This window comes from Robinsoniella sp. KNHs210, assembly GCF_000686105.1.
Classification (GTDB): domain Bacteria; phylum Bacillota; class Clostridia; order Lachnospirales; family Lachnospiraceae; genus Robinsoniella; species Robinsoniella peoriensis.
In genome coordinates this window covers 1,261,566-1,282,017 of sequence record NZ_JMLZ01000001.1, presented here as the reverse complement: position 1 = coordinate 1,282,017, position 20,452 = coordinate 1,261,566, and the positions used below count along the sequence as shown (strand labels likewise).

General features: G+C 42.4%; 12 protein-coding genes. 2 read left to right on the top strand and 10 right to left on the bottom strand.

Annotated elements, in window-relative coordinates:
- Nucleotides 1-15: 15 nt before the first annotated feature.
- The 10 genes from CD03_RS0104920 to CD03_RS32455 all read right to left on the bottom strand — a co-directional run bounded on the left by CD03_RS0104920 (nucleotide 16) and on the right by CD03_RS32455 (nucleotide 18,666).
- A complete protein-coding gene (locus CD03_RS0104920) occupies nucleotides 16-2,229 on the bottom strand; it encodes a glycosyl hydrolase family 95 catalytic domain-containing protein (protein WP_027292676.1) in 2,214 nt (737 codons plus the stop codon).
- A 29-nt stretch (nucleotides 2,230-2,258) separates the two neighbouring features.
- Nucleotides 2,259-4,547 carry a helix-turn-helix domain-containing protein gene (locus tag CD03_RS0104915; protein WP_027292675.1) on the bottom strand — a complete coding sequence of 763 codons (2,289 nt, stop codon included), beginning with the start codon at nucleotides 4,545-4,547 and terminating at the stop codon, nucleotides 2,259-2,261.
- Between the two features lie 34 nt (nucleotides 4,548-4,581).
- Nucleotides 4,582-7,725 carry an alpha-mannosidase gene (locus tag CD03_RS0104910; RefSeq protein ID WP_027292674.1) on the bottom strand — a complete coding sequence of 1,048 codons (3,144 nt, stop codon included), beginning with the start codon at nucleotides 7,723-7,725 and terminating at the stop codon, nucleotides 4,582-4,584.
- A 7-nt stretch (nucleotides 7,726-7,732) separates the two neighbouring features.
- Nucleotides 7,733-9,436: an extracellular solute-binding protein gene (locus tag CD03_RS0104905; protein ID WP_027292673.1), complete on the bottom strand. Its 1,704-nt coding sequence runs from the start codon at nucleotides 9,434-9,436 to the stop codon at nucleotides 7,733-7,735.
- Nucleotides 9,437-9,497: 61 nt separating this feature from the next.
- Nucleotides 9,498-10,418, bottom strand: a complete 921-nt coding sequence (locus tag CD03_RS0104900) for a carbohydrate ABC transporter permease (protein ID WP_027292672.1) — start codon at nucleotides 10,416-10,418, stop codon at nucleotides 9,498-9,500.
- A 47-nt stretch (nucleotides 10,419-10,465) separates the two neighbouring features.
- A complete protein-coding gene (locus CD03_RS32460; protein ID WP_044288914.1) occupies nucleotides 10,466-11,386 on the bottom strand; it encodes an ABC transporter permease in 921 nt (306 codons plus the stop codon).
- Between the two features lie 142 nt (nucleotides 11,387-11,528).
- The gene (locus CD03_RS0104890) at nucleotides 11,529-14,132 is read right to left on the bottom strand and encodes a hypothetical protein (RefSeq protein WP_027292671.1); all 2,604 of its coding nucleotides are present in this window, start codon (nucleotides 14,130-14,132) and stop codon (nucleotides 11,529-11,531) included.
- A gap of 340 nt (nucleotides 14,133-14,472) precedes the next feature.
- The gene (locus tag CD03_RS0104885; protein ID WP_044288913.1) at nucleotides 14,473-16,353 is read right to left on the bottom strand and encodes an ABC transporter ATP-binding protein; all 1,881 of its coding nucleotides are present in this window, start codon (nucleotides 16,351-16,353) and stop codon (nucleotides 14,473-14,475) included.
- The gene (locus CD03_RS0104880; RefSeq protein ID WP_027292669.1) at nucleotides 16,343-18,088 is read right to left on the bottom strand and encodes an ABC transporter ATP-binding protein; all 1,746 of its coding nucleotides are present in this window, start codon (nucleotides 18,086-18,088) and stop codon (nucleotides 16,343-16,345) included. Before CD03_RS0104880 ends, CD03_RS0104885 begins: the two co-directional genes overlap by 11 nt.
- A gap of 149 nt (nucleotides 18,089-18,237) precedes the next feature.
- Nucleotides 18,238-18,666 (bottom strand): MarR family winged helix-turn-helix transcriptional regulator, encoded by a 429-nt coding sequence (locus tag CD03_RS32455; RefSeq protein WP_044288911.1) that lies wholly within the window; start codon nucleotides 18,664-18,666, stop codon nucleotides 18,238-18,240.
- Between the two features lie 152 nt (nucleotides 18,667-18,818).
- Here CD03_RS32455 and CD03_RS0104870 point away from each other — a divergent pair, with 152 nt between their 5' ends.
- Both CD03_RS0104870 and CD03_RS0104865 read left to right on the top strand, forming a co-directional pair.
- Nucleotides 18,819-19,451, top strand: coding sequence for a GyrI-like domain-containing protein (locus CD03_RS0104870; protein WP_027292668.1), 633 nt, complete (start codon nucleotides 18,819-18,821; stop codon nucleotides 19,449-19,451).
- A 63-nt stretch (nucleotides 19,452-19,514) separates the two neighbouring features.
- Nucleotides 19,515-20,423 carry a helix-turn-helix transcriptional regulator gene (locus CD03_RS0104865; protein ID WP_027292667.1) on the top strand — a complete coding sequence of 303 codons (909 nt, stop codon included), beginning with the start codon at nucleotides 19,515-19,517 and terminating at the stop codon, nucleotides 20,421-20,423.
- Nucleotides 20,424-20,452: the final 29 nt, after the last annotated feature.

Below are 20,452 nucleotides of genomic sequence, written 5' to 3'. Positions count from 1 at the left end.
TAAATTTGAATACAATCACAGGAACTCAAGTACCCATTCCTCTTCGGGACGCACATAAATCGAGCAGGTTCCGTTTCCATAAGTGACTATTTCTTCACCATTTCTCATAATACACTTCAAATGGTTTTCTTCCTTCCAATGCAGTATCAGGGTTTCCTCCTCTGCCGTATGAATCACGGCTCTTCTCATATGATAATTCCTTCTCTCCAGAGATATGCGGTGTCCGCCCTCTACCGTAAGTCCACGGCAGCTGCATTCCTTCCATTCATCCGGCATCCCCATCATCAGCCATATTCCACTTTCTGCTCTGTGTACAAACATTTCACATAGAGCGGCAGGAATAAAGAAGCCCGATTCCAGTGTAAATGCATCTGAGCTCTCTCCTGCGTTGGTGTCAGATATCCGCAGAACTCCGTTTTGATAGGGATCTCCATTTACCGTAAAAGAATTGCGGGATCTAAAAACCATGCAATAGATTTCCAACATGGTACGGCACATATTTCCTCTTCCGCATCTGGCTGCCATAATTCCCATATATGGGAATGAAAAAGCCGCATATTCCAAAAATCCCTGATTGACTGCCGTATCCAGAGAACGATTTGCCACCTCATTATGGGACTCCTGGCACAAGGGATAAATGGGGTACATCTGGCAAAAATGACGGTGTGAGCCAAACACCTCGATCCCGTCAAACAGTGAAAATCCTTTTCCCGTGGGAACTACTGGCGCCAGGCGGTGTTCCCATTCCAAAAATTTACTTCCATCCCTGCCGAGAACTTTTGAATAACCTTCCATTTTCCGGCACAAATAATGCAGGCAGGATAACGTAAACGTGGAATCATCCGCCATCAGCATATGACCATCCCGGTCTACCTCCGGAGATTGGGTAAACGGAATATGTAAATATTCATCTTCCTTTTCATAAGCAATGGACTGATACAGATGAATTACCTTCTCTATAAAAGGATAGATTTTATCTCTAAGGGTATCCTGTTCTCTGCTATATTCATAGAACCAGGTAAAATCCACTGCTACGAACAGCTCCGGTCCCAGAATCGTATTCCAGTAACACCACTCAGAGGCAGCTCCTGTTCCGTCCGGCGCCATCATAGTGGGTACATGGATGGCATTTTTAATACCAAACAGCTTCCATGCCCGCTCCTCCAGTCTGGGCATTGCTTTTGCATAATAATCAATATATGGACGCACCAGCTTTACATTTCCTGTTTTATAGGCAGGCCAATAGCAGGACTGCACATTCAGGTCATTGTGCAGATCTCCGAACCATGCCGGCATCCGGTTGTCTGGATTCCATACTCCCTGAAGGGTAATGGGGGAGGCATCTTCCCTTTCATTGCAGTAGAGCTTATACATTTCCTGCTCAAAAGCCTCCTGCAGCCTTTCACTTGGCACCTCTATCCCAAAACCAGACCAATAGGCATTCCAATCCTTCTCATGACTCTTGAGATAACATTCTGTTCTGGCAAGATAATCCTCCGCCAGGCTCTCACCTGCCGCACTCATACAGGATTCCTCTTCCAGATTTCCCGCATTAATTCCAACTGCCAGGGCAATTCCCTGCTGCAGCTGCTTCTGACGGCCGCAAAGTACCGCTGACATATCTTTGCCGAAATGCTGCTTTACGGTAAAGGTATCCCCCTTCTCTATCTGGATGCATGGCTCATAATTCCAGTTTTTCAAAGGCTTCAGTCTTGGAGATTCCAGATCCCAGCCAAGCGCATGAATCTCTAACCCCTTTTCTTCCCCCTGTATGTCACTGCTCCATTCCATATACAGAATATTCACACAGGAATCCAGCCAGATACGTCCTTCCATGGTTCTTTTGTGATCCAGTTCCAGAGAAATAACGGACTGCGCATGCTTTGGATTTGTTCGTGCACAAAATCCGGTTACTTTTCCCGGAATTCCAATTTCAACTGCCAGAGCCGGAAGCTTGGTCCTTCCGATATGCTCTTCAAAAATATTCGTATCCTCTACATATTCCGGATTTCCCTTCAGATATTCCGTTTTATGCTGCAAGATCTGCTGAAATACGGCTTTGGGTTCATCAGGAAGGGTCTCTCTTAATTCCCACAGCTTCACATGATCCAACGAGATGCATAATTTTTCATCACGAATGTATAATACCGCTCCCATATTTCCGTTTCCCCAAAATGGTCCTTCGCAGAACTGATAGGGAATTCTGTCAATTATTATGTTTCTATCCATCTATTTACTACCTCTGTTTTCATTATGAATTATTCTTCCGGTTCTTTTGCAATCATCTTTCGGTATTCGTTTGGTGTTGCCCCCTTAATCCGTTTAAACGCTGTACGCATCACATAGACACTATTATAACCAGTCTGTTCCGCAATCTTTTCTACGGTGGCATTCGTCTGAAGCATCAGACACACCTGCTCGATTCTTACCTTTTCAAGATAGGTAGCAAAATTCTCTCCAAACAGTTCCTTGAACAGCTTGGAAAAATAGGTACTGGCATACCCAAAATCATCTGAAATCTTCGTCAGGCTCATATCGCTGCTGCTATAATGATTGCTGATATATTCTTTAATTTTTTCCACCTGACGATCACTTCTTACATTATTTTCATCCTGAACCTTTTCACAAATAAATTTAAATATATTATTAATCCGCTGGAAACGCAGCAGGATATCGCTTTCCCGGTTTAGCTGTTCAATCTGCCGGTAAAGTTCCTCCTCTTCAATATCAATCTGCCCATTCAGATTATGCAGTACCTTAAACACCGTACACTGAAGATCATTTACAAGAAAATGCATCATGGCGGGGCTGACATTGTGCTCTATGACATTTCCCTGATAAACTTCCGTCAACTGCTCATGCATACTTTTGGCATTCCCTGTTCTCACTGCATTTACAAGTCTTTCCTCCAGTGGTGCCGGGAAATAATAATATTCATTGCTATTGACATAATTTTCATAGAACAGCACATTCCGGTCAGAAACGGGTCCATACTGAAGCATCTCATATATCTTGTCGTAAATTTTACTAATCTGTGAGATTTCTTCACAGAGATTTCCTACGGCGATTCTAGCCCGAATCCCGTATTTTTCCCACAGGGCATCCAGGAGTTCTTCCATTTGTGCTTTCATCTCTGCCTTATTCAATTCATAGGACTGATCCATGGTGCAGATCATTGCACCTGCACGTATATCCATATCACAGGCATACTTTGTCCCCGGTATCATCTCCTCCAGTCCATTTTGAATCACCTGTTTATATAATGCTGATTCAGTGGCATACATTTGATCTGCCGTAAGGGTATCCGCATGAATCTGGAATGCAATCACCAGAATTTTTTTACCTGTCAGATAGATATCATATTCCTCCAGGCTGCTGTCCAGCCTGCTCTCCATCCCGCACAGAAGATTTTCCAGAAGAAGCCCCCTGGTCACCAGCTTCTTCTCCCGAATGCTGTCTTTCAGATTGGTATTGCTGTGGATCAATTGCCTGAGGGAATTTGAAATGTAACTCATTTCATCTCCCTTCATCGACTTGTCTTCCTTGTTCTCCATTTTAAACAGCATTTGCAGCATCTGGTCAACCTTTCTCCCACGATGCCAGGAAACCAGAAGAATACTGGCGATTCCCAAAACTACAGCCAGCATAATCAGTAAAACTGTTTTATGCTGCGCATCCGTAATCTGGGCAGATATGTATTCCTGTGGCAGCACCGCTACAAAAGACAGTCCGGTTTCATCGGAAACAGAACGTATAATCTCCACACTGCGGCCACCCATCTCTGCCTCCTGAATGCTTTGCCCGTTTTCCAGATATTTGGCAGGTACCAGTTCCAATTCATTCTGAGCAGAGGGAATGGTCAAGATTACCTTTCCCTCCTTATCTGTCAAATACGCCCAACCGGCATTTGCCACGTATGGATCCTTAAGCAAAGATTTGATAGCCTGACTTTTAATGGGGAATACAAAATTTCCTTTTACTCCGGAATAGGTAATCAGAGACTGTACATACAAAATCATATTCTGGCTATTCCTGTTCTGCATACTGACCGCTTCCGGGAAAATATGCTTTGAATAACTCTCCTGCATCCGTTTTTCCCATTCATCCCACTCCATGCCGTCATATTGAAAAAAAGCCTTACAGGAAGACTGGTCCAGAAAAATGTGATCCGGACTGATAATCATCTGGCTCTCACGAAGGAACAGATAGTATTCTTCCACAAAAGTCTGTATACGCATGGCACTCATATAATCCTGGGCCGACAAAAGTTTTGAAATCTGGATATATTTATCCTTCTCCTTCATATGGGCAGAAATATCCTTTATGGTATTATTTGCAGACAAGTTGTATACGATAGTATCTATTTCCCGGAAATTGTTATCAATTGTATCTCTGGCATGTGTCAGGTTTGCCAGTACACTTTTGCTGATATTGTCTTTTGTGACATTTGAAATATTCTCCAGGCTGACAATATTCAGCAAAAGCGGAATTAAAAAAACAAGCAGATAGGTAATAATCAGTCTGGTATATACTTTTTTATTCTTCATTTTCACCCTATTCGTGTGTTGTCAGATATTCCGGCTACATGCGCAGCCGGATGTTCTTAATTTCGAAAGCTCTGAAGTTCAACCGAAGTACGCCATCTGTGACCTCTAATACCTCCTGGTTTTGCTCCAGCATATTACAACTCCACGCACTCTCTACATTTTGATTAATTTTGACCTCTGTGGAAACTGCTGCACCTGCTGCCTCATACAAACGCAGAATCAGATCTCTGCTGTTATCCTCTGCAGGCTTCAAGGTCTCCATCAAAATATTTTTACGATTCATTTGGATAAACTCAAAAAGTGATGCCGTACCCCTGATCATTTGAGGCTTTACATTCAGTTCATACCCCTGTCGAATCACATCCGATTCCACAAAGCTGCCTTCCCATGCATAAAACGCATAAGTAAAATGCTGGGTTCCGTTATCTGCACGCATGTGGGGACTGGAAGCCGCCCGCAGCAGCGTCAGCTCCATCTGATTTCCTTCCACGCTGATTCCGTATTTACAATCATTCAGGATTGCTGCTCCATGACCGTTGTCACAAAGTGCCGTATACCGGTGATTGCACACCTCAAAACGATCCTTGTCATAAGTACGGGAACGGTGGGTTGGGCGTTCCACATAGCCAAATTGCATTTCATTTTTCGCATTAAGCGCATATAAAGATACGGGAAATGCTGCTTTTAGCAGTCTGTGTAGCTCATGCCATTCTATGATGGTTTCAAATTCCAGTCTCTGCTGATTGGCATCCAGACGAATATACTGCACGTAAGTGGATTGACTGATCCGCCCGCTGACCTTCACTACTGCCTGAAGTCCCTGGGACATAATCTTAATCTCCTGCCCATATGCTCCATCTGTCTCCTGCTCCAGATAATTGTCGTCAATATCCCAGGCATCAAAATGTCTCGGCACATCCTTGAACAGCCTCAGTCTGTTCATTTCTCCGGCAGCCATTTCTCTTTTTGAGCATTTCAGTATGTAAGAAATCACATGTCCGCATTCATTAATCAGAACTGAAGCATATTCGTTTTCCATATGGCAGCCGGCTTCATCCTGCCACGCACAGGCTCGCGGCTGCTTTATTTCCACAGCCCTTTCTTCCGGCACCTCATTTTCACAACTGCAGGCTTTCAGGGTAATCCATCCGCATGACGGGAGCTGCACACATGCCAATACCCGGTTTTCATCCTTCTGGACTGGTACTGCCTTTCCCTCTGCAGTAACGGCACCATCTTTATATCTTTCCGGAAGTTCCACCAGCACATTCCTTGGAAATGACAGCGAATTCAATACGGTTATGTCCTCTCCCTGCGAAGTCAGAAAAGCTGCCGCCTTATAGGTCATTTCCGCCGCTGCTTCTAAAATGGAGTTATGTGCTGCCTCTGTTTCTTGATAGACCCTTTCAATCGAAGATCCCGGCAGTATATCATGGAACTGCTGAAACAGCAGCGACTTCCATAAGCTTTCTGCCCGTTTGTGATCCCACGCCATTCCCTGTATCAATGCAAGGCTGCTCCAGATTTCCATTTCTCTCATGGCCAGCTCACATCTTCTGTTATGATTTTTCACCTGTGCCTGTGAGGTGTAGGTTCCCCTGTGAGAGCTGAAATATAATTCTCCGCAGTATGTATGTCCGGGGCCTCCCTCCGCATCCATCATTTTGAAAAATTCCTCCGGAGCCCCCATCTGCATTCTGGGACTTCCCTCCAGATTCTCTTGCCTGAGCACATATTCTATATGATCTCTGGTAGGTCCGCCTCCTCCGTCACCATATCCAAACGGAAACAAAAAGGTCTCCAAATCCTCTTTTTGCTCCCGTTCATTCCATACCGTCCCAACTTCCTGTGGGTCTGTCTGGTATGTATAGCTGGTAGGCAAAAATGAGGTTACCCGGCTGCCATCCAGTCCTTCCCAGTAGAAATAATGATACGGAAAGCGTTCTCCATCATTACAGCACCAGAAGATTTTCTGTGTCACCAGATAAGGAACATCGCATCCCAACAGAATCTGCGGCAGTGCGGCGGTATAGCCAAAGGTATCCGGAAGCCAGAGCACCCTGCTGTCCACCCCCAGTACCTCTTTGTAATATTTCTTTCCATAAAGCAGCTGGCGGATCAGAGCTTCTCCTCCCGCCATATTCGTATCCGGTTCTACCCACATCGCTCCATCAGCTATCCACTGTCCCCGGGCAATTTTTTCCTGAATCCTCTGAAAAAGCCCGGGATAATGCTGCCGGCACATTTCATAAGCGGCTGGCTGGCTCTGTATAAACCGGTACTGTGGATATTGATCCAAAAGCCGCAGTTGTGCCGCAAAGGTTCTGGCTGTTTTCCGTTTTGTTTCCTCCAGAGGCCATAACCATGCCAGATCAAGGTGTGCATTTCCAACAGCCCAGAAACGCGGTGCGGTTGTGCCGTTTTCTGCAGCCAGCACTTTCTGCAGGTGCAGCCTCGCCTTGGCATAGCATACCGCCCTGCCGGACTCATCCTGTTCAAAATCCACATCATAGGTAAAGCGCTTTAATGCCTCTGCAATTTTATAAGCCCGCAAAGAACTTCCATCCAGCACTTCAAGCAAATGAAAGAGGGTATTCACATCCAGAAAAAGCTGGTATGCCTCTTCCCTCCAGATGCCATAGGTGGATTTCCCCAGAACCCTTCTTTCCCCCTCCTTCTGCGGATCCTGAAAGCTGCCTGGGAGCACCGGACCTGTGGCACAATACCCGGTTTCACAATTAGGAAAATAGTGACCTGCATAAGTTTCCATACAAATTTCATAGATGTTCCCAGCCAGCCCTTCTTCCGTCAGAATATTATCTACCATAAAATGGTGGGGATGCGCTACCCAGTCAGCCCGGTATGTACCAAATTCCTGTCCATTTACAAATAGTGCAGACTCTCCCCGGGGCTGGAGATTCAGGACAATTTTTTTGCCTTGCGCTTCCCCGGGAAGCGTAATCTTCCCGCGGAACCAGCAGTATTCCCATGTTTCTCCCCATGTATAACCAGGATTCACGGCTTCAAATGCAAGGCTTTTCAGCTCCTTATACTCATAGTGCCTGTCTGTTCTGTGTGCTTCAAAATGAATTTCTTCTATTGGTGTATAAAAATCTGCCTTCAGGGTTCTGATCCAATGCTGTATTCTGTCATTCCACTCCGCGTTTAATATCATCATAACCTCACTATTTTGCTTTGTAGTATAAATCGTATGCTTTCTGATACAACTGTGTATAAGTTTCTACGTTATAGCTTTCCAGGGTTGACACATAGGTATCCCAATCCTTATCCAGGCTGAGTTCACCGGTGATAAACTGTGCCATGGAGGTTTTTACATATTCCTGCAGGGAGGTTTGAAGCGTGGCAAACTGTTCTGCATCTGCATCTTCCTCTAAAAAGATCTGTCTTGGGAGGTATTCTTTATAGAAATAACCGACTACTTTTTCTGTTTCTTCATATAATCTGGCTTCGTAGGAAGTAGAAACATACATATCCTCCGGAAGCGGATTCATAGAAGAGCGGAATTCTGCCATCTGATTCTCCAGGCCTGTCCAAAATGTGTTTTTATTGTATTCATCATTTTCATTGGATGTGTATCCCGGCTTTATCCAGTAAATAGCTTCTGTTCCAGGGAGAATAGACTCTACGGGCTTCTCCATGTCACCCCAGTATTTTCCTTTTTCTCCATACATCATAACCATGGAAGCCTCATCCCCCATGATAAAATCGCCTACTTTAAATGCCACTTCGGGGTTCTCGCATTCATCAGTAATAAACCAGTTAAATCCCTTTGTCATATCAATATAATCTTTGTGAGGCTGATATCTTGCACCTGTTGATCCTTCTACAGGTACCATAGCATGTGTAATCTCATTTAAGTGTTTGTTTTCCAGATCAATACCCATGGCAAAGTGATCTGCCGTATATCCAAATACTAATTTTTCATCAGAATGGATTACCTGCTGCATCTGGTCGCTCTTTTGTGAAAAAGCAGTAGGATCAATCAGTCCGTTCTGGAATAAATCATGCATATATGCAAGGCCTTCCTTGAATTCCGGTTTATTGCCGGCAAAGATAACTTTTCCGTCTTTTGCATAAGAGAGGCTCTCTTTATCACAAGGTATAAAGGAATTCATTAGGTACCATTCCAGCTGGCAGTCCCAGTCCGGACTTCCGGTCAATGGAATCTCATCCGCCTTTCCATTTCCGTTGTAATCACTGTTTTTCACTGCCGTCAGAACTTCCTTCAGCTCTTCTGTGGTAGTCGGTTCGGACAGATTCAGACTCTTCAGCCATTCTGAATTATACCACAGCTTCGGATAAGCCTGACCATGATAGGATTCGCTTGCGGTAGGGAATCCATACATATTTCCATCCGGTGCATAAGCGTTCTGCTCGTACTGCGGTCTCTCCTCAAACATTTTCTTCATGTTATTCCCATACTTTTCATATAAGTCATTGATCGGAATAAATATGCCCTCTTTACCGAATTTCACCATCTTCTGTTTATTCAGGTTATAGCAGATTACATCCGGATAATCTCCGCTGGAAAGCATCAGGTTCAGCTTTGTATCGGCATCCGCAGCATCACTGGGAAGTGCAACAAATTCAAGATTTACTCCGGTCTGCTCTTCAAGCCAGCGGATTGCATAGTTCTTATCGGAGTATTCTCCTTTTTCATTCATCTGAACTGCTACCGTAATAGTTTCTCTTTCTTCTGTCCCTGGATTTTCGGAGCTGCCTTTCGTACCGGCTTCGGATGCCGTACTTTCATTCGATTTGGTGTTTGCAGGTGTTTGTGTGTCTTCACTTGTTTTGCAGCCTCCAAGCATCATTGCTGCGGCAAGTCCTATTGCGGCAGCTCTTGTTGCCAATGTTTTTCTTTTCATATTCTTTCTCCTTCACTTTTTTATATTATAATATATTTTTTTAAGATACAAATACTTTCTGTTATCCCTTGATCGATCCCATCATGATCCCTTTGACAAAATATTTCTGAATAAAAGGGTACAGAATCATAACCGGAAGGGATGATACGATAATCAGAGAATATTGCATCAACGTTTTCAATTCCTGGCGGTTCATCTGCTCTGCCAGACTTAGAGACATGCCCATGCTGTCATTCAATACCAGAATATTTCTCAGGATCATCTGAAGAGGCTGTTTTGCCACGTCATTTATGTAAAGCAGACCCGAGAAGAAATCGTTCCATTTTCCTACGGCATACAGTAAAATCATTACGGCAATAATTGGTTTCGAAAGAGGTATTACCATATTTACGAAATATTTCCAGTCCGAGCAGCCGTCAATGGAGGCACTTTCATAAATGTCCAAAGGTATAGAACTCTGTATATAGGTCTTAATCAAAATGACATTCCATACTCCAACAGCCGAGGGAATTACCATTGCCCAGAAGGTGTCTATCAGGTGCAGCTTGCTGACCACCAGATAAGTAGGAATCATGCCTCCGCTAAAGAACATGGTCACGGTAAACAAAAACATAACCGGGCCGCGGATTTTCAAATCTGTTCTGGACAGCGGATATCCAGCCAATAATGTGAGGCTTACACTAATGATGGTACCAACAACTGTGTATGCAATGGAATTCAAAAATCCCTTCATGATGTTGGGTGATTGGAAAATAACCTGATATCCCGCCAGTGAAAAATCAACCGGAAACAGAAAGACCTTACCGGAAGATACTGCACTTGCATCGCTGAACGAGGATGCTAAAACGAACAGGATGGGAACCAGAATAATCACCATAATTACAAATAGTAAAATCCATACAAAGACCATCAGCATTCTGTCAGATGTCGAATGATACAATTTTATTTTATTATCTTTTTTTCGTCTTATATTTGTCCACATTTTTTTCACTGCATATTGCAGGCCTGCCTGCAATACTGACTCCTTCCCTACCAAAGACTTGTATCGCCAAATTTCTTGGATATTTTGTTAGCAGCAAACAGTAATATGAAGTTTACTACTGAGTTGAACAATCCTACCGCTGTAGCGAAGGAGTACTGCATATCCCGAAGACCTCGTTTGTAAACATAAGTAGATATAATCTCTGAAATAGGAAGATTCAGACTGTTCTGCATCAAAAATACTTTTTCAAATCCAATGCCCATAATGCTTCCTACTGCTAAAATCAGCTGTATGGTAATAATCGGCTTAAGCGCCGGCAGTTCTATATTGCGAATTCGCTGCAGACGATTTGCACCATCTATCAGAGATGCTTCTACCAGCGACTGATCTGTATTGCCCAGGGCAGCAATATAAATGATTGCGGAATATCCTGTGGTCTGCCAAACTCCTGACCATACAAAAATATGCCTGAAATAAGAGGCTTTCCCCATAAAATCTACCCGGTCTATATTCACCGTCTCCATCATGTTGTTAACAATCCCGATGTTCAGATGGAGACATTGTAGTATAATTCCTACCATAACTACCGTCGATATAAAATATGGAGCATAAGTTAAGGACTGCATGAATTTCTTAAAACGCTTTCCGCCTATCATATTTAATGCCAGAGCCAGAATAATCGGTGCCGGAAAACTTACAAGAAGCTGATAAAAACTAAGGATCAGTGTGTTTTTCAAAAGCCGGATCAAATCCGGGTTTTCAAAAAACTGTACAAAATATTTCATCCCCACCCAGTCGCTTCCCATTATGCCCTTCTTAAAAGAATAATCTTTAAAGGCAATTGCGATTCCGCCCATAGGCACATAGCAAAAAACAATAATGTAAGCCAGGGGCAGCAGAAGCATCAGATACAATTGCCACCGACGCTTTATATCTTCCTTCAGGCTCCATTTTTTCTTTTTTTCCATTCTTTTTCCCTTTCTGTCTTATTTGTTTTTTATTCCTTTCTGATATCACACTACAACGAAATGATTCACCCGTATAGAACGTATCCTTGTGATACCTGATAATCCTTGATTATTCCAGGGTGAGGATTCTTGTGGCAAGTGTTTATTTTTTCCATTTGTGCATTTCAGCCTTGAGATGTATCAGTTTCATTGTTCTGGGCTGCATGATGATACGAACCCGATTTCCCTCTGTTTCAAGAATATCCAAGCTTTCTTCCGAAGGTGAGATTCGTTCTGCCTCCCTGATTTTCCAGACAGACGATTTTAAATAGCAGATGTCCTTTTGGTTTGTATTATTTTTCAGCAGGATATGGATACCATCATGATTTTTTGACGGTGAAACAGATAATACCGTACTCTCTCCCTGAAACTCCAGAAGCCTTTGCTCTTCTTCCACGGCTTTTACCGCTGCTCCTATGGTCACTGGATGCTTCGCTCTGATACCATCGGAATGCATGCTCTGTTCCCGGAACTGTTCATGGAGATTCAGTTCATAAGCGAAGGTCATCCTGCCGGACTGATTGGCACAGAAATTGGTACTCCAGTAATTATTCAGGGGCCAGGCTGCCAGCAGCGGATTCTCTTTTCTTTCAATGCTTCTGTTTTCTTTTGCAAACTGAAAGTTTCCCACCTGAACCATCGGCGCATCCGGACATGACAATGTAACACACATCCTATCATCATACATGCTCACCCCTGAGTCCACAGTCAGGTAATCTCTGCAGGAGAAGCCAAGCTGCTCCTCATCCAAACGAACCATTTCACCAGCAGTGTCATAGCTGCATTGCCAGCCTTCTGACATCTTCAGCGGGATAACAAACATCAGTGACTCCGGCTCACTGACTGGTTCCTTATAGAAAGCAGCCTCCATTCTGATATCCGGACGGTATGTATAAAAGGTGATTTTCTGACGAATTCCTCTTGTTCCCTCCATGACACCTTCTGTAACAATGGAAATCTGATATTCCTGACGCTCTGCATGCCAGCTGCAGCTGCTTCTTTTCGTATGCTTTGCCTTCCACTCATGATTCCAATGTGATTTATCATGATCATTTACTTCATTGCGGGCTCCATACATGGTTTCCCTGACAGCTTCATTCCACTGGGTATCCACAGTTTCCCTGACTGCCTCAAAAAAATCGTATCCACTTTCGGAACTCAAAATTTCTCTGCCACTTTTCTGATCAACGATCTGCCGGATACCGCCGGTGGATTCATCCAGATAAACCCGGTAAAAAGGAGTGGTAAGCACATGATTCTCCAGATTATAATTTTCTTTCAACACACTGCTTTCCTTTTGAATTTCCCTCAGAGCTTCAAAGGGCATGGTTTTTACGGTATAAGGCGGCAATGTCATTACACCGCAGTTTTCCACCGGCTCTGTCTTTTCCAGGTAAGGAACATAATATTTGCTTCTGTGGGCACCAATATGTCTTTTTTCTTCCAGATAATCCTTGGGAAACTGTACCTGGAATGTCTGACTGTACGCCGTTGGGTTCACTACCGCTACTCCTTCCAGCTTATCGCTTTGATACGGATTACGGCAATATTGTTCCATCTGACGGCTTAGCATATAGGAGGAAAGATCAGCGGCTTTATAGGCATTTTGAAGCTTATAGTTCAACTGGCAAAAGGTTTCCGGCGATTCCGGTTCTGAAACAGACTGGGAAGCTCCCCACGTATGCTCATCATAAATGACCATACTTTCCCTGCATTCCTCTTTCACACACTCATAATGGCGGTCCTTCTCAAGCGTGAAGCATTCCAGCATCTGAGCTGTCTGCAGTAAGTCTTTTCCCAGCCTGTTTACTCTGGTTTCTCTTGCAGTACTGGCACATCCAAAGTTCCAGTAATCGGTCCAGTCCCCTTTATGCACGGGAACCGCTTCTTCCTGCAGCAGCCTGTCTCTCAGCATATCTGCCGTCACAAAGCGTATCTTCAGCTCTGGATTTTCTTTATTATAGCGGCAAATCAATTCCGGAAGCTCCCAATCCGGAGGGTTATTGTCGTATAGCGGCGGATTTGTGGCAGTCAGGAAAAGAAAATCTCTTTCATATCCCTGGTCCTCCATCCATTTCACATATTCGGTCAGGCCTTTATGCATGGTATCGGTGGACGGCTCCCACGAGCGGATGAACTGACTGAACATGGAATAGTGCTCTCCTATAAAAGAGGGAAGTCTTCTGCCATCAGACATCTCCCATTGAAAGAAAGTCATTCTTGGAAAGGGAATTCCCCCAAAATGTGTATTGATACCAGTCAGGTAAAAATCAATGCCACTGTCAATCAGCAGCTGCCCCAGCGTCCAGGGCTGTCCATTCACATCATGATTGACCGCCACTTTAATTTCCATTTCCAGCTCCTGTTCCAGCTCCCTGAGATCCGAAAGCATATACACCAATTCACTTGCATCCACTCCAGGTGTTGTATGCATGGGCAGCGCAGTCACACAGATTCTTCCTTCTTTTATATGACGCCTGAGCCTTACAATCTGCTCCTGTGCGGCCGTCTTCAGCCAACGTTTCAAAACACAACTGGCCTCAATGGTCCATCTGAACTGTGCCTCTTCTGGATAATTCCGCGTTTTCTCAATTAACTCCATGGCCTGATCCAGATAATCCGACTGAAGCTCCATTATCAGAGGCTGCGGATGGGTATAACCAATATCCAGGTGGCTGTGAGACATACACCATATTTCTTTAATCATAGTTCCTCCTTTTTACTGCACAACAGGCAATTGTTTGATTTAATTCCTTCCTGTAATCACACTACACCTAAATGATTCACCCGTATAGAACGTATACTTGTGAAAGCTTATAATACTTGATTATTCCAGGGGGAGGATTTTTGTGGCAAGTGTTTATTTTTTACAATCTGGTAACGGAGTCTGGAGCAAACAGTTTACTAGTATCGGATTAGCCTTCAAAGAAAACGGGATCTATGTTATCCCTTACGCAATAATATATAAAAAAAGAAGAAGATTCTGTAAACCAGAGTCCTCTTCTTTCACTATCAAAATCATTTACAATTAAAAGTTAAAAATTTTTCTATTCCAGCTCAAATGCACCTGTATACAACTGATAATACTTGCCTTTCTCTTCAATCAGTTTATCGTGACTTCCGCGTTCAATAATCTTACCATGATCCAGAACCATAATAACATCTGAATTTCTGACGGTAGAAAGCCGATGGGCAATTACAAATACTGTTCTGCCTTTCATCAGTGCATCCATTCCCCTTTGAACAATGGATTCCGTTCGCGTATCGATGGAACTTGTCGCTTCATCCAGAATCATTACCGGAGGATCGGCTACCGCGGCACGGGCAATTGCCAGAAGCTGTCTCTGCCCCTGGGATAAGTTCCCGCCGTTTCCGGACAGCTGCGTATGATATCCATCCGGAAGCCTGGTGATAAAGTCATGGGCACCGGAAAGCTTTGCTGCTTCGATGCACTCTTTCTCTGTAGCATCCAATTTTCCATATCTTATATTTTCCATAACTGTGCCTGTAAAAAGATTTGTATCCTGTAGTACAATGCCCAGTGATCGACGCAGGTCAGCCTTTTTAATTTTATTAATATTAATACCATCGTAACGAATTTTACCGTCCGCTATATCGTAAAAACGATTAATTAAGTTGGTAATGGTCGTTTTTCCTGCTCCGGTTGCCCCTACAAAAGCTACTTTCTGCCCAGGCTCTGCATAAAGAGTAATATTCTGAAGCACGATTTTATTTTCTTCATAGCCAAAGTCCACATCGAACAGCCGTACATCTCCGGTTAATCTGGTGTAAGTTGTGGTACCATTTTCATGAGGATGTTTCCATGCCCAGGTGCCGGTACGTTCTGTACATTCCACCATCTCTCCGTTAACTTCTTTTGTATTGACCAAAGTTACATATCCTTCATCTACTTCCGGTATTTCATCAATCAGGGTAAATACCCTGTCAGCACCAGCCAGACCCATAATAACCGCATTCAGCTGGTTGGATACCTGACTGACATTTCCGGAAAATTGTCTGGTCATATTTAAAAATGGAACTACAATGCTGATGCTGATTGCCATACCCGATATGCTAACATTTGGAACGTTACTAAGAAGCAGAATACCACCAACTAAAGCAACTATTACATAGAGTACATTTCCAATATTGTTAAGGATCGGCATCAGCGTGTTGGCAAATTTATTTGCCTGCTGGGCATCGTGAAACAATGCATCATTGTAACGGTCAAAATCTGATTTACTCTCTTCTTCATGGCAAAATACCTTTACGACCTTCTGCCCATTCATCATTTCCTCCACAAACCCCTCTGCTTTTCCCAGAGCAATCTGTTGGCGGATAAAATATTTAGCTGAATTTCCTCCAATTTTCTTTGTGACAAGCACCATAAATACCACACCGATAACGACTACAATTGTCAGCCATACGCTATAGTAAAGCATAATAGAAAATATAGTCAGCACCGTAACGGCAGATACTAAAAGCTGAGGGAAACTCTGGGATATCATCTGACGCAGAGTATCAATATCGTTGGTATAGTAGCTCATAATATCACCGTGGTTGTGGGTATCAAAATAGCGGACTGGAAGATCCTGCATACCGTTAAACATTTTCTGGCGCAGCTTTTTTAGTGTACCCTGCGTGATTACAGCCATCATCTGGTTGTAAATAACAGATGCACACAGGGACAGTACATAAAAGGTTACCAACAGCAATACCAGTCCGATGATTTTGGCAGAAACCGAATCCCAGTCACCGCTCTGCCAGCTCTGTTCTATGGTTGCAATTACATTCTGCATAAAAATAGCCGGGATGGAACTGACAACCGCATTGAAAATAATGCAGATCAGTACCACAGGCATCATTACAGGATAAAAACTAAACAGTGTCTTAATTACCCGCCCTAATACTCCTTTTTTACTCTTCATCAGAACCACCTGCCTTATTTTGTGAATTGTATACTTCCTGGTAAATCGTATTTCCTCTTAACAGCTCTTGATGGGTTCCCACTGCATTAATGGTACCTCCATCCATGACCACAATGCGGTCAGCATCCTGTACAGAAGAAGTTCTCTGTGCAATGATAATCTTAGTCGTATCGGGAATAAACTCCCGAAATGCTTTTCTGATCTGGGCATCCGTTTTCGTATCCACCGCACTTGTAGAATCATCCAGAATAATAATTTTCGGTTTCTTCAAAAGAGCTCTGGCAATACAAAGCCTCTGTTTCTGACCGCCTGATACATTGGAACCACCCTGTTCTATGTAAGTATCATATTGCTCCGGGAACTGCATAATAAATTCATCTGCCTGAGCCAGCTTACATGCTTCTATCATTTCTTCGTCTGTGGCTTCTTTATTTCCCCACCGCAGATTATCTTTAATGGTACCGGAAAACAGGATATTTTTTTGCAGTACAACTGATACCTGGTTCCTAAGGGTTTCTATATCATAATCTTTAACATCAATCCCACCTACTTTCACTACCCCTTCTGTAGTATCATAAAGTCTTGAAATCAGCTGGATTAATGAAGATTTTGATGAACCGGTTCCTCCGATAATACCTATTGTTTCTCCTGATTTTATATGAAGATTAATGTCGGCAAGCGCCATTTTTTCTGCTTTCATTGAATATTTAAAATTAACCTGTTCAAAATCAACAGAGCCGTCTGCCACTGTAAATACCGGTTCTGCCGGATTCGCCAGCGAACTGTCTTCTCTTAATACTTCAACAATACGTTTCGAAGATTCACTTGCCATGGTGATCATAACAAATACCATAGACAGCATCATCAGGCTGCTCAATATCTGAAAGCTGTATGCTAACAGAGAGGATAACTGCCCTACGTCCAAGTCCAGGCCTCTGGAAGTAATAATTGTATAAGAACCAAATGACATCACAAATATCATTACAGAATAAATACAAAACTGCATTAGCGGATTGTTAATGGCTAATATCCTCTCCGCTCTTGTAAAGTCATTGCAGACATCTCCCGCAGCTGTTCCAAATTTTTCTTTTTCGTAGTCTTCTCTCACATAAGATTTTACAACACGCATGCCTTTGATATTTTCCTGCACAGAATTGTTAAGAGCATCGTATTTTTTAAATACCTGCTTAAATAATGGCATTACTTTTCGGATTACCAAAAAGAGTCCAAACCCCAAAATCGGGATTACAATCAGGAAAACAAATGCCATTTTCCCACCCATAATAAAAGCCATGGCAAAGGCAAATAACAGCATTAACGGACAGCGGATAGCCGTTCTCACAATCATCATGTAGGCATTCTGTACATTGGTAACATCAGTGGTAAGCCGGGTTACCAGGGATGATGTTGAAAATTTGTCGATATTCTCAAAGGAATAACTCTGTATTTTATAGTACATATCCTTTCTGATATTACGGGCAAAACCGCAGGATGCCGTTGCGCATGCAGTTCCCGCCAGTGCTCCAAAAGTCAGGGACAATCCTGCCATGACTACCAGCAGCAATCCGTATTGAAGCAGAACTATAAGATCACAGCCCGCTTTTATCTGATTGACCAGTTGCGCAATCAAAAATGGAATAATACACTCCATAACAACTTCCAAAGAAACCAATATCGGTGCCTGTATGGAGGCTTTTTTAAATTCTCTGATACATTTCATAAGTTCTTTTATCATTGCTTTTCCTATCTCCTTTTCTATTTTCCATCATCTTTACCAACAAAATAACGGGCAGGTTAATCAACCGGATTTATGTGATTAACACTACTCGTTTCGCCTTTTTAGCTTCTCTATTTATTTGTGCCCGCAACTAGTTGGGTAAATGATTACCTTCCAAAAAAATATTCTGTTCCCTTGTTCCCTGCCTGCTTTAATAATGTGAGAAATTCTGCTGCCTGCTCTTCTGTCATATCCTCTGTAATCATAGTTTCCCAGTCTGACATTACTTTGTTTATTGTGTCAAATGCCTTATAAGCTTTTTCAGTGGGATATAACCTGCTGGTGCGCTTATCATTTACAAAAGTTTCTCTGGTGAGATACTCTTCTTTTTCTAAATAATCCAAAGCTCTGGTAATATTACTTGGATGGACATAAATTAACGTCTTCAGCTTATCCTGGGTAATGCCGGGATTTATACAAATGTGGATAATGAAGACATGATGGCTGCTGTTGATATTCAGCTCTTTAAATTGTTGATCAGCGTATACATTACTTAATCTTCCTAAAATAGACAGCCACTTAAATACTTGACCCATGACAGCACCCTGCTTTCTTTTTTAGTCATTATAGCACTATATTATTGCGTGCGCAACTTCTTTTTTATTTTTTATTCTTTTTTGATTTTAATTGTGACACACAGATGTCACAATATACATGGTATGATTATATCAAAAAGGAGGTATTTATTATGAATTACGAATGGAAAAAAGAAGAAAAAGAAATATATCTGCCGAAAGCAAAGGCTGTGATGGTCTCCGTACCCAAACAAAGATTTATATCCCTGAAAGGAAAAGGAGACCCAAACAGCTGCGAATTCAGTGAAAAAATCAGTGTACTATTCCCTGCTGCATACAGCATAAAATCCCAATATAAAAAATATTGCAAATCCACAGCCCAGGATGTTTTATATGATAATTATTCCGTTAACCCTCTGGAAGCTGTATGGGACATGACTGAAGACGGAAAACAGTCTGACAAATTAATAAAAAGTGAACTTATTTATGAAATGATGATCGCTATTCCGGATTTTGTGCCGGACGAAGTAATTGCAGAAGGGATTGCAAATGTTAAGAAGAAAAAACCGAATCCTCTCCTGAATGAATTTTCTGTGATTACCATGGAAGAACGTTTATCCGTTCAAATACTCCATAGCGGATCCTATGATGATGAACCAGCCAGCTTTAAACTGATGGATCAATTCTGTCAGGATTATAACCTCAGAAGAACCGATGATACGCATAAAGAAATATATATCGTTGTTAAAACCGTCATTCAGGCTAATTTAAAAACCGTTCTGCGCTACGATGTATTCCCAAAATAAATATGTTCCTCTTGTTACATTTATGTTAGAATAATGACATGGGGTATACCAGGAGGGATTGCTATGCAGAGTAATCGGTTGTTTGAAATTATTTATATACTGCTGAATAAAAAAAAAGTTACTGCTACGGAGTTGGCTGAGTATTTTGAAGTCTCAAGACGTACCATTTGCAGGGATATTGAGATGCTCTCTTTCGCCGGCATTCCTATTTATGCCAATAAGGGAAGATACGGCGGAATCAGCCTGCTGGACAATTTCGTTTTAGATAAATCACTGATGACTGATTCGGAACAGCAGGAAATTCTAGCATCCTTAAAGATATTGGAAGAATTGAAATATCCAAATGCCAAAGAATCTCTTGGCAGACTGGCAAATCTATTTCAGAAGACCAACGATGATTGGATTTCTGTCGATTTTTCGCATTGGGGAAGCCATACAGATGAAATCGATACTTTTTCCATAATCAAAAGCAGTATTTTACAGCAGATTATCATTGAATTTGATTATTTTAATTCTTTCGGACAAAGCAGTTGCAACCGGATAGAGCCATACAAGCTATGGTTTAAAGAAAAATCATGGTATTTAAAAGGATATAGCCTCAAACACGAGGATTTTCGAATTTACAAAATGACACGGATTAAAAATTTAAAAGCCGCATCCCAATCCTTTGCCAAAAGGGAACTGCCTTCCGAATCTGCCGGCATAGAAATGAAATCCCCCTTTGAACTTGTGAACTTAAAACTTCAATTTTCCAGTGAAATCGCTTACCGGGTTTATGATGAATTTGATTTGGAACAGATAAAAGAAGATGAAAAAGGAAATTTAATCGTAACTGCGGAATATCCCTTAAATGACTGGGTATACGGTTATATCCTATCGTTCGGAAAAGAAGTGGTGGTTCTGGAACCGGACCATGTAAAAAAGCATATCTTGGAGATAGTAAATGAAATTACCGGAAATTATGAAAGGTGACATACTAATGGCACCTTTCTTGCGTTACC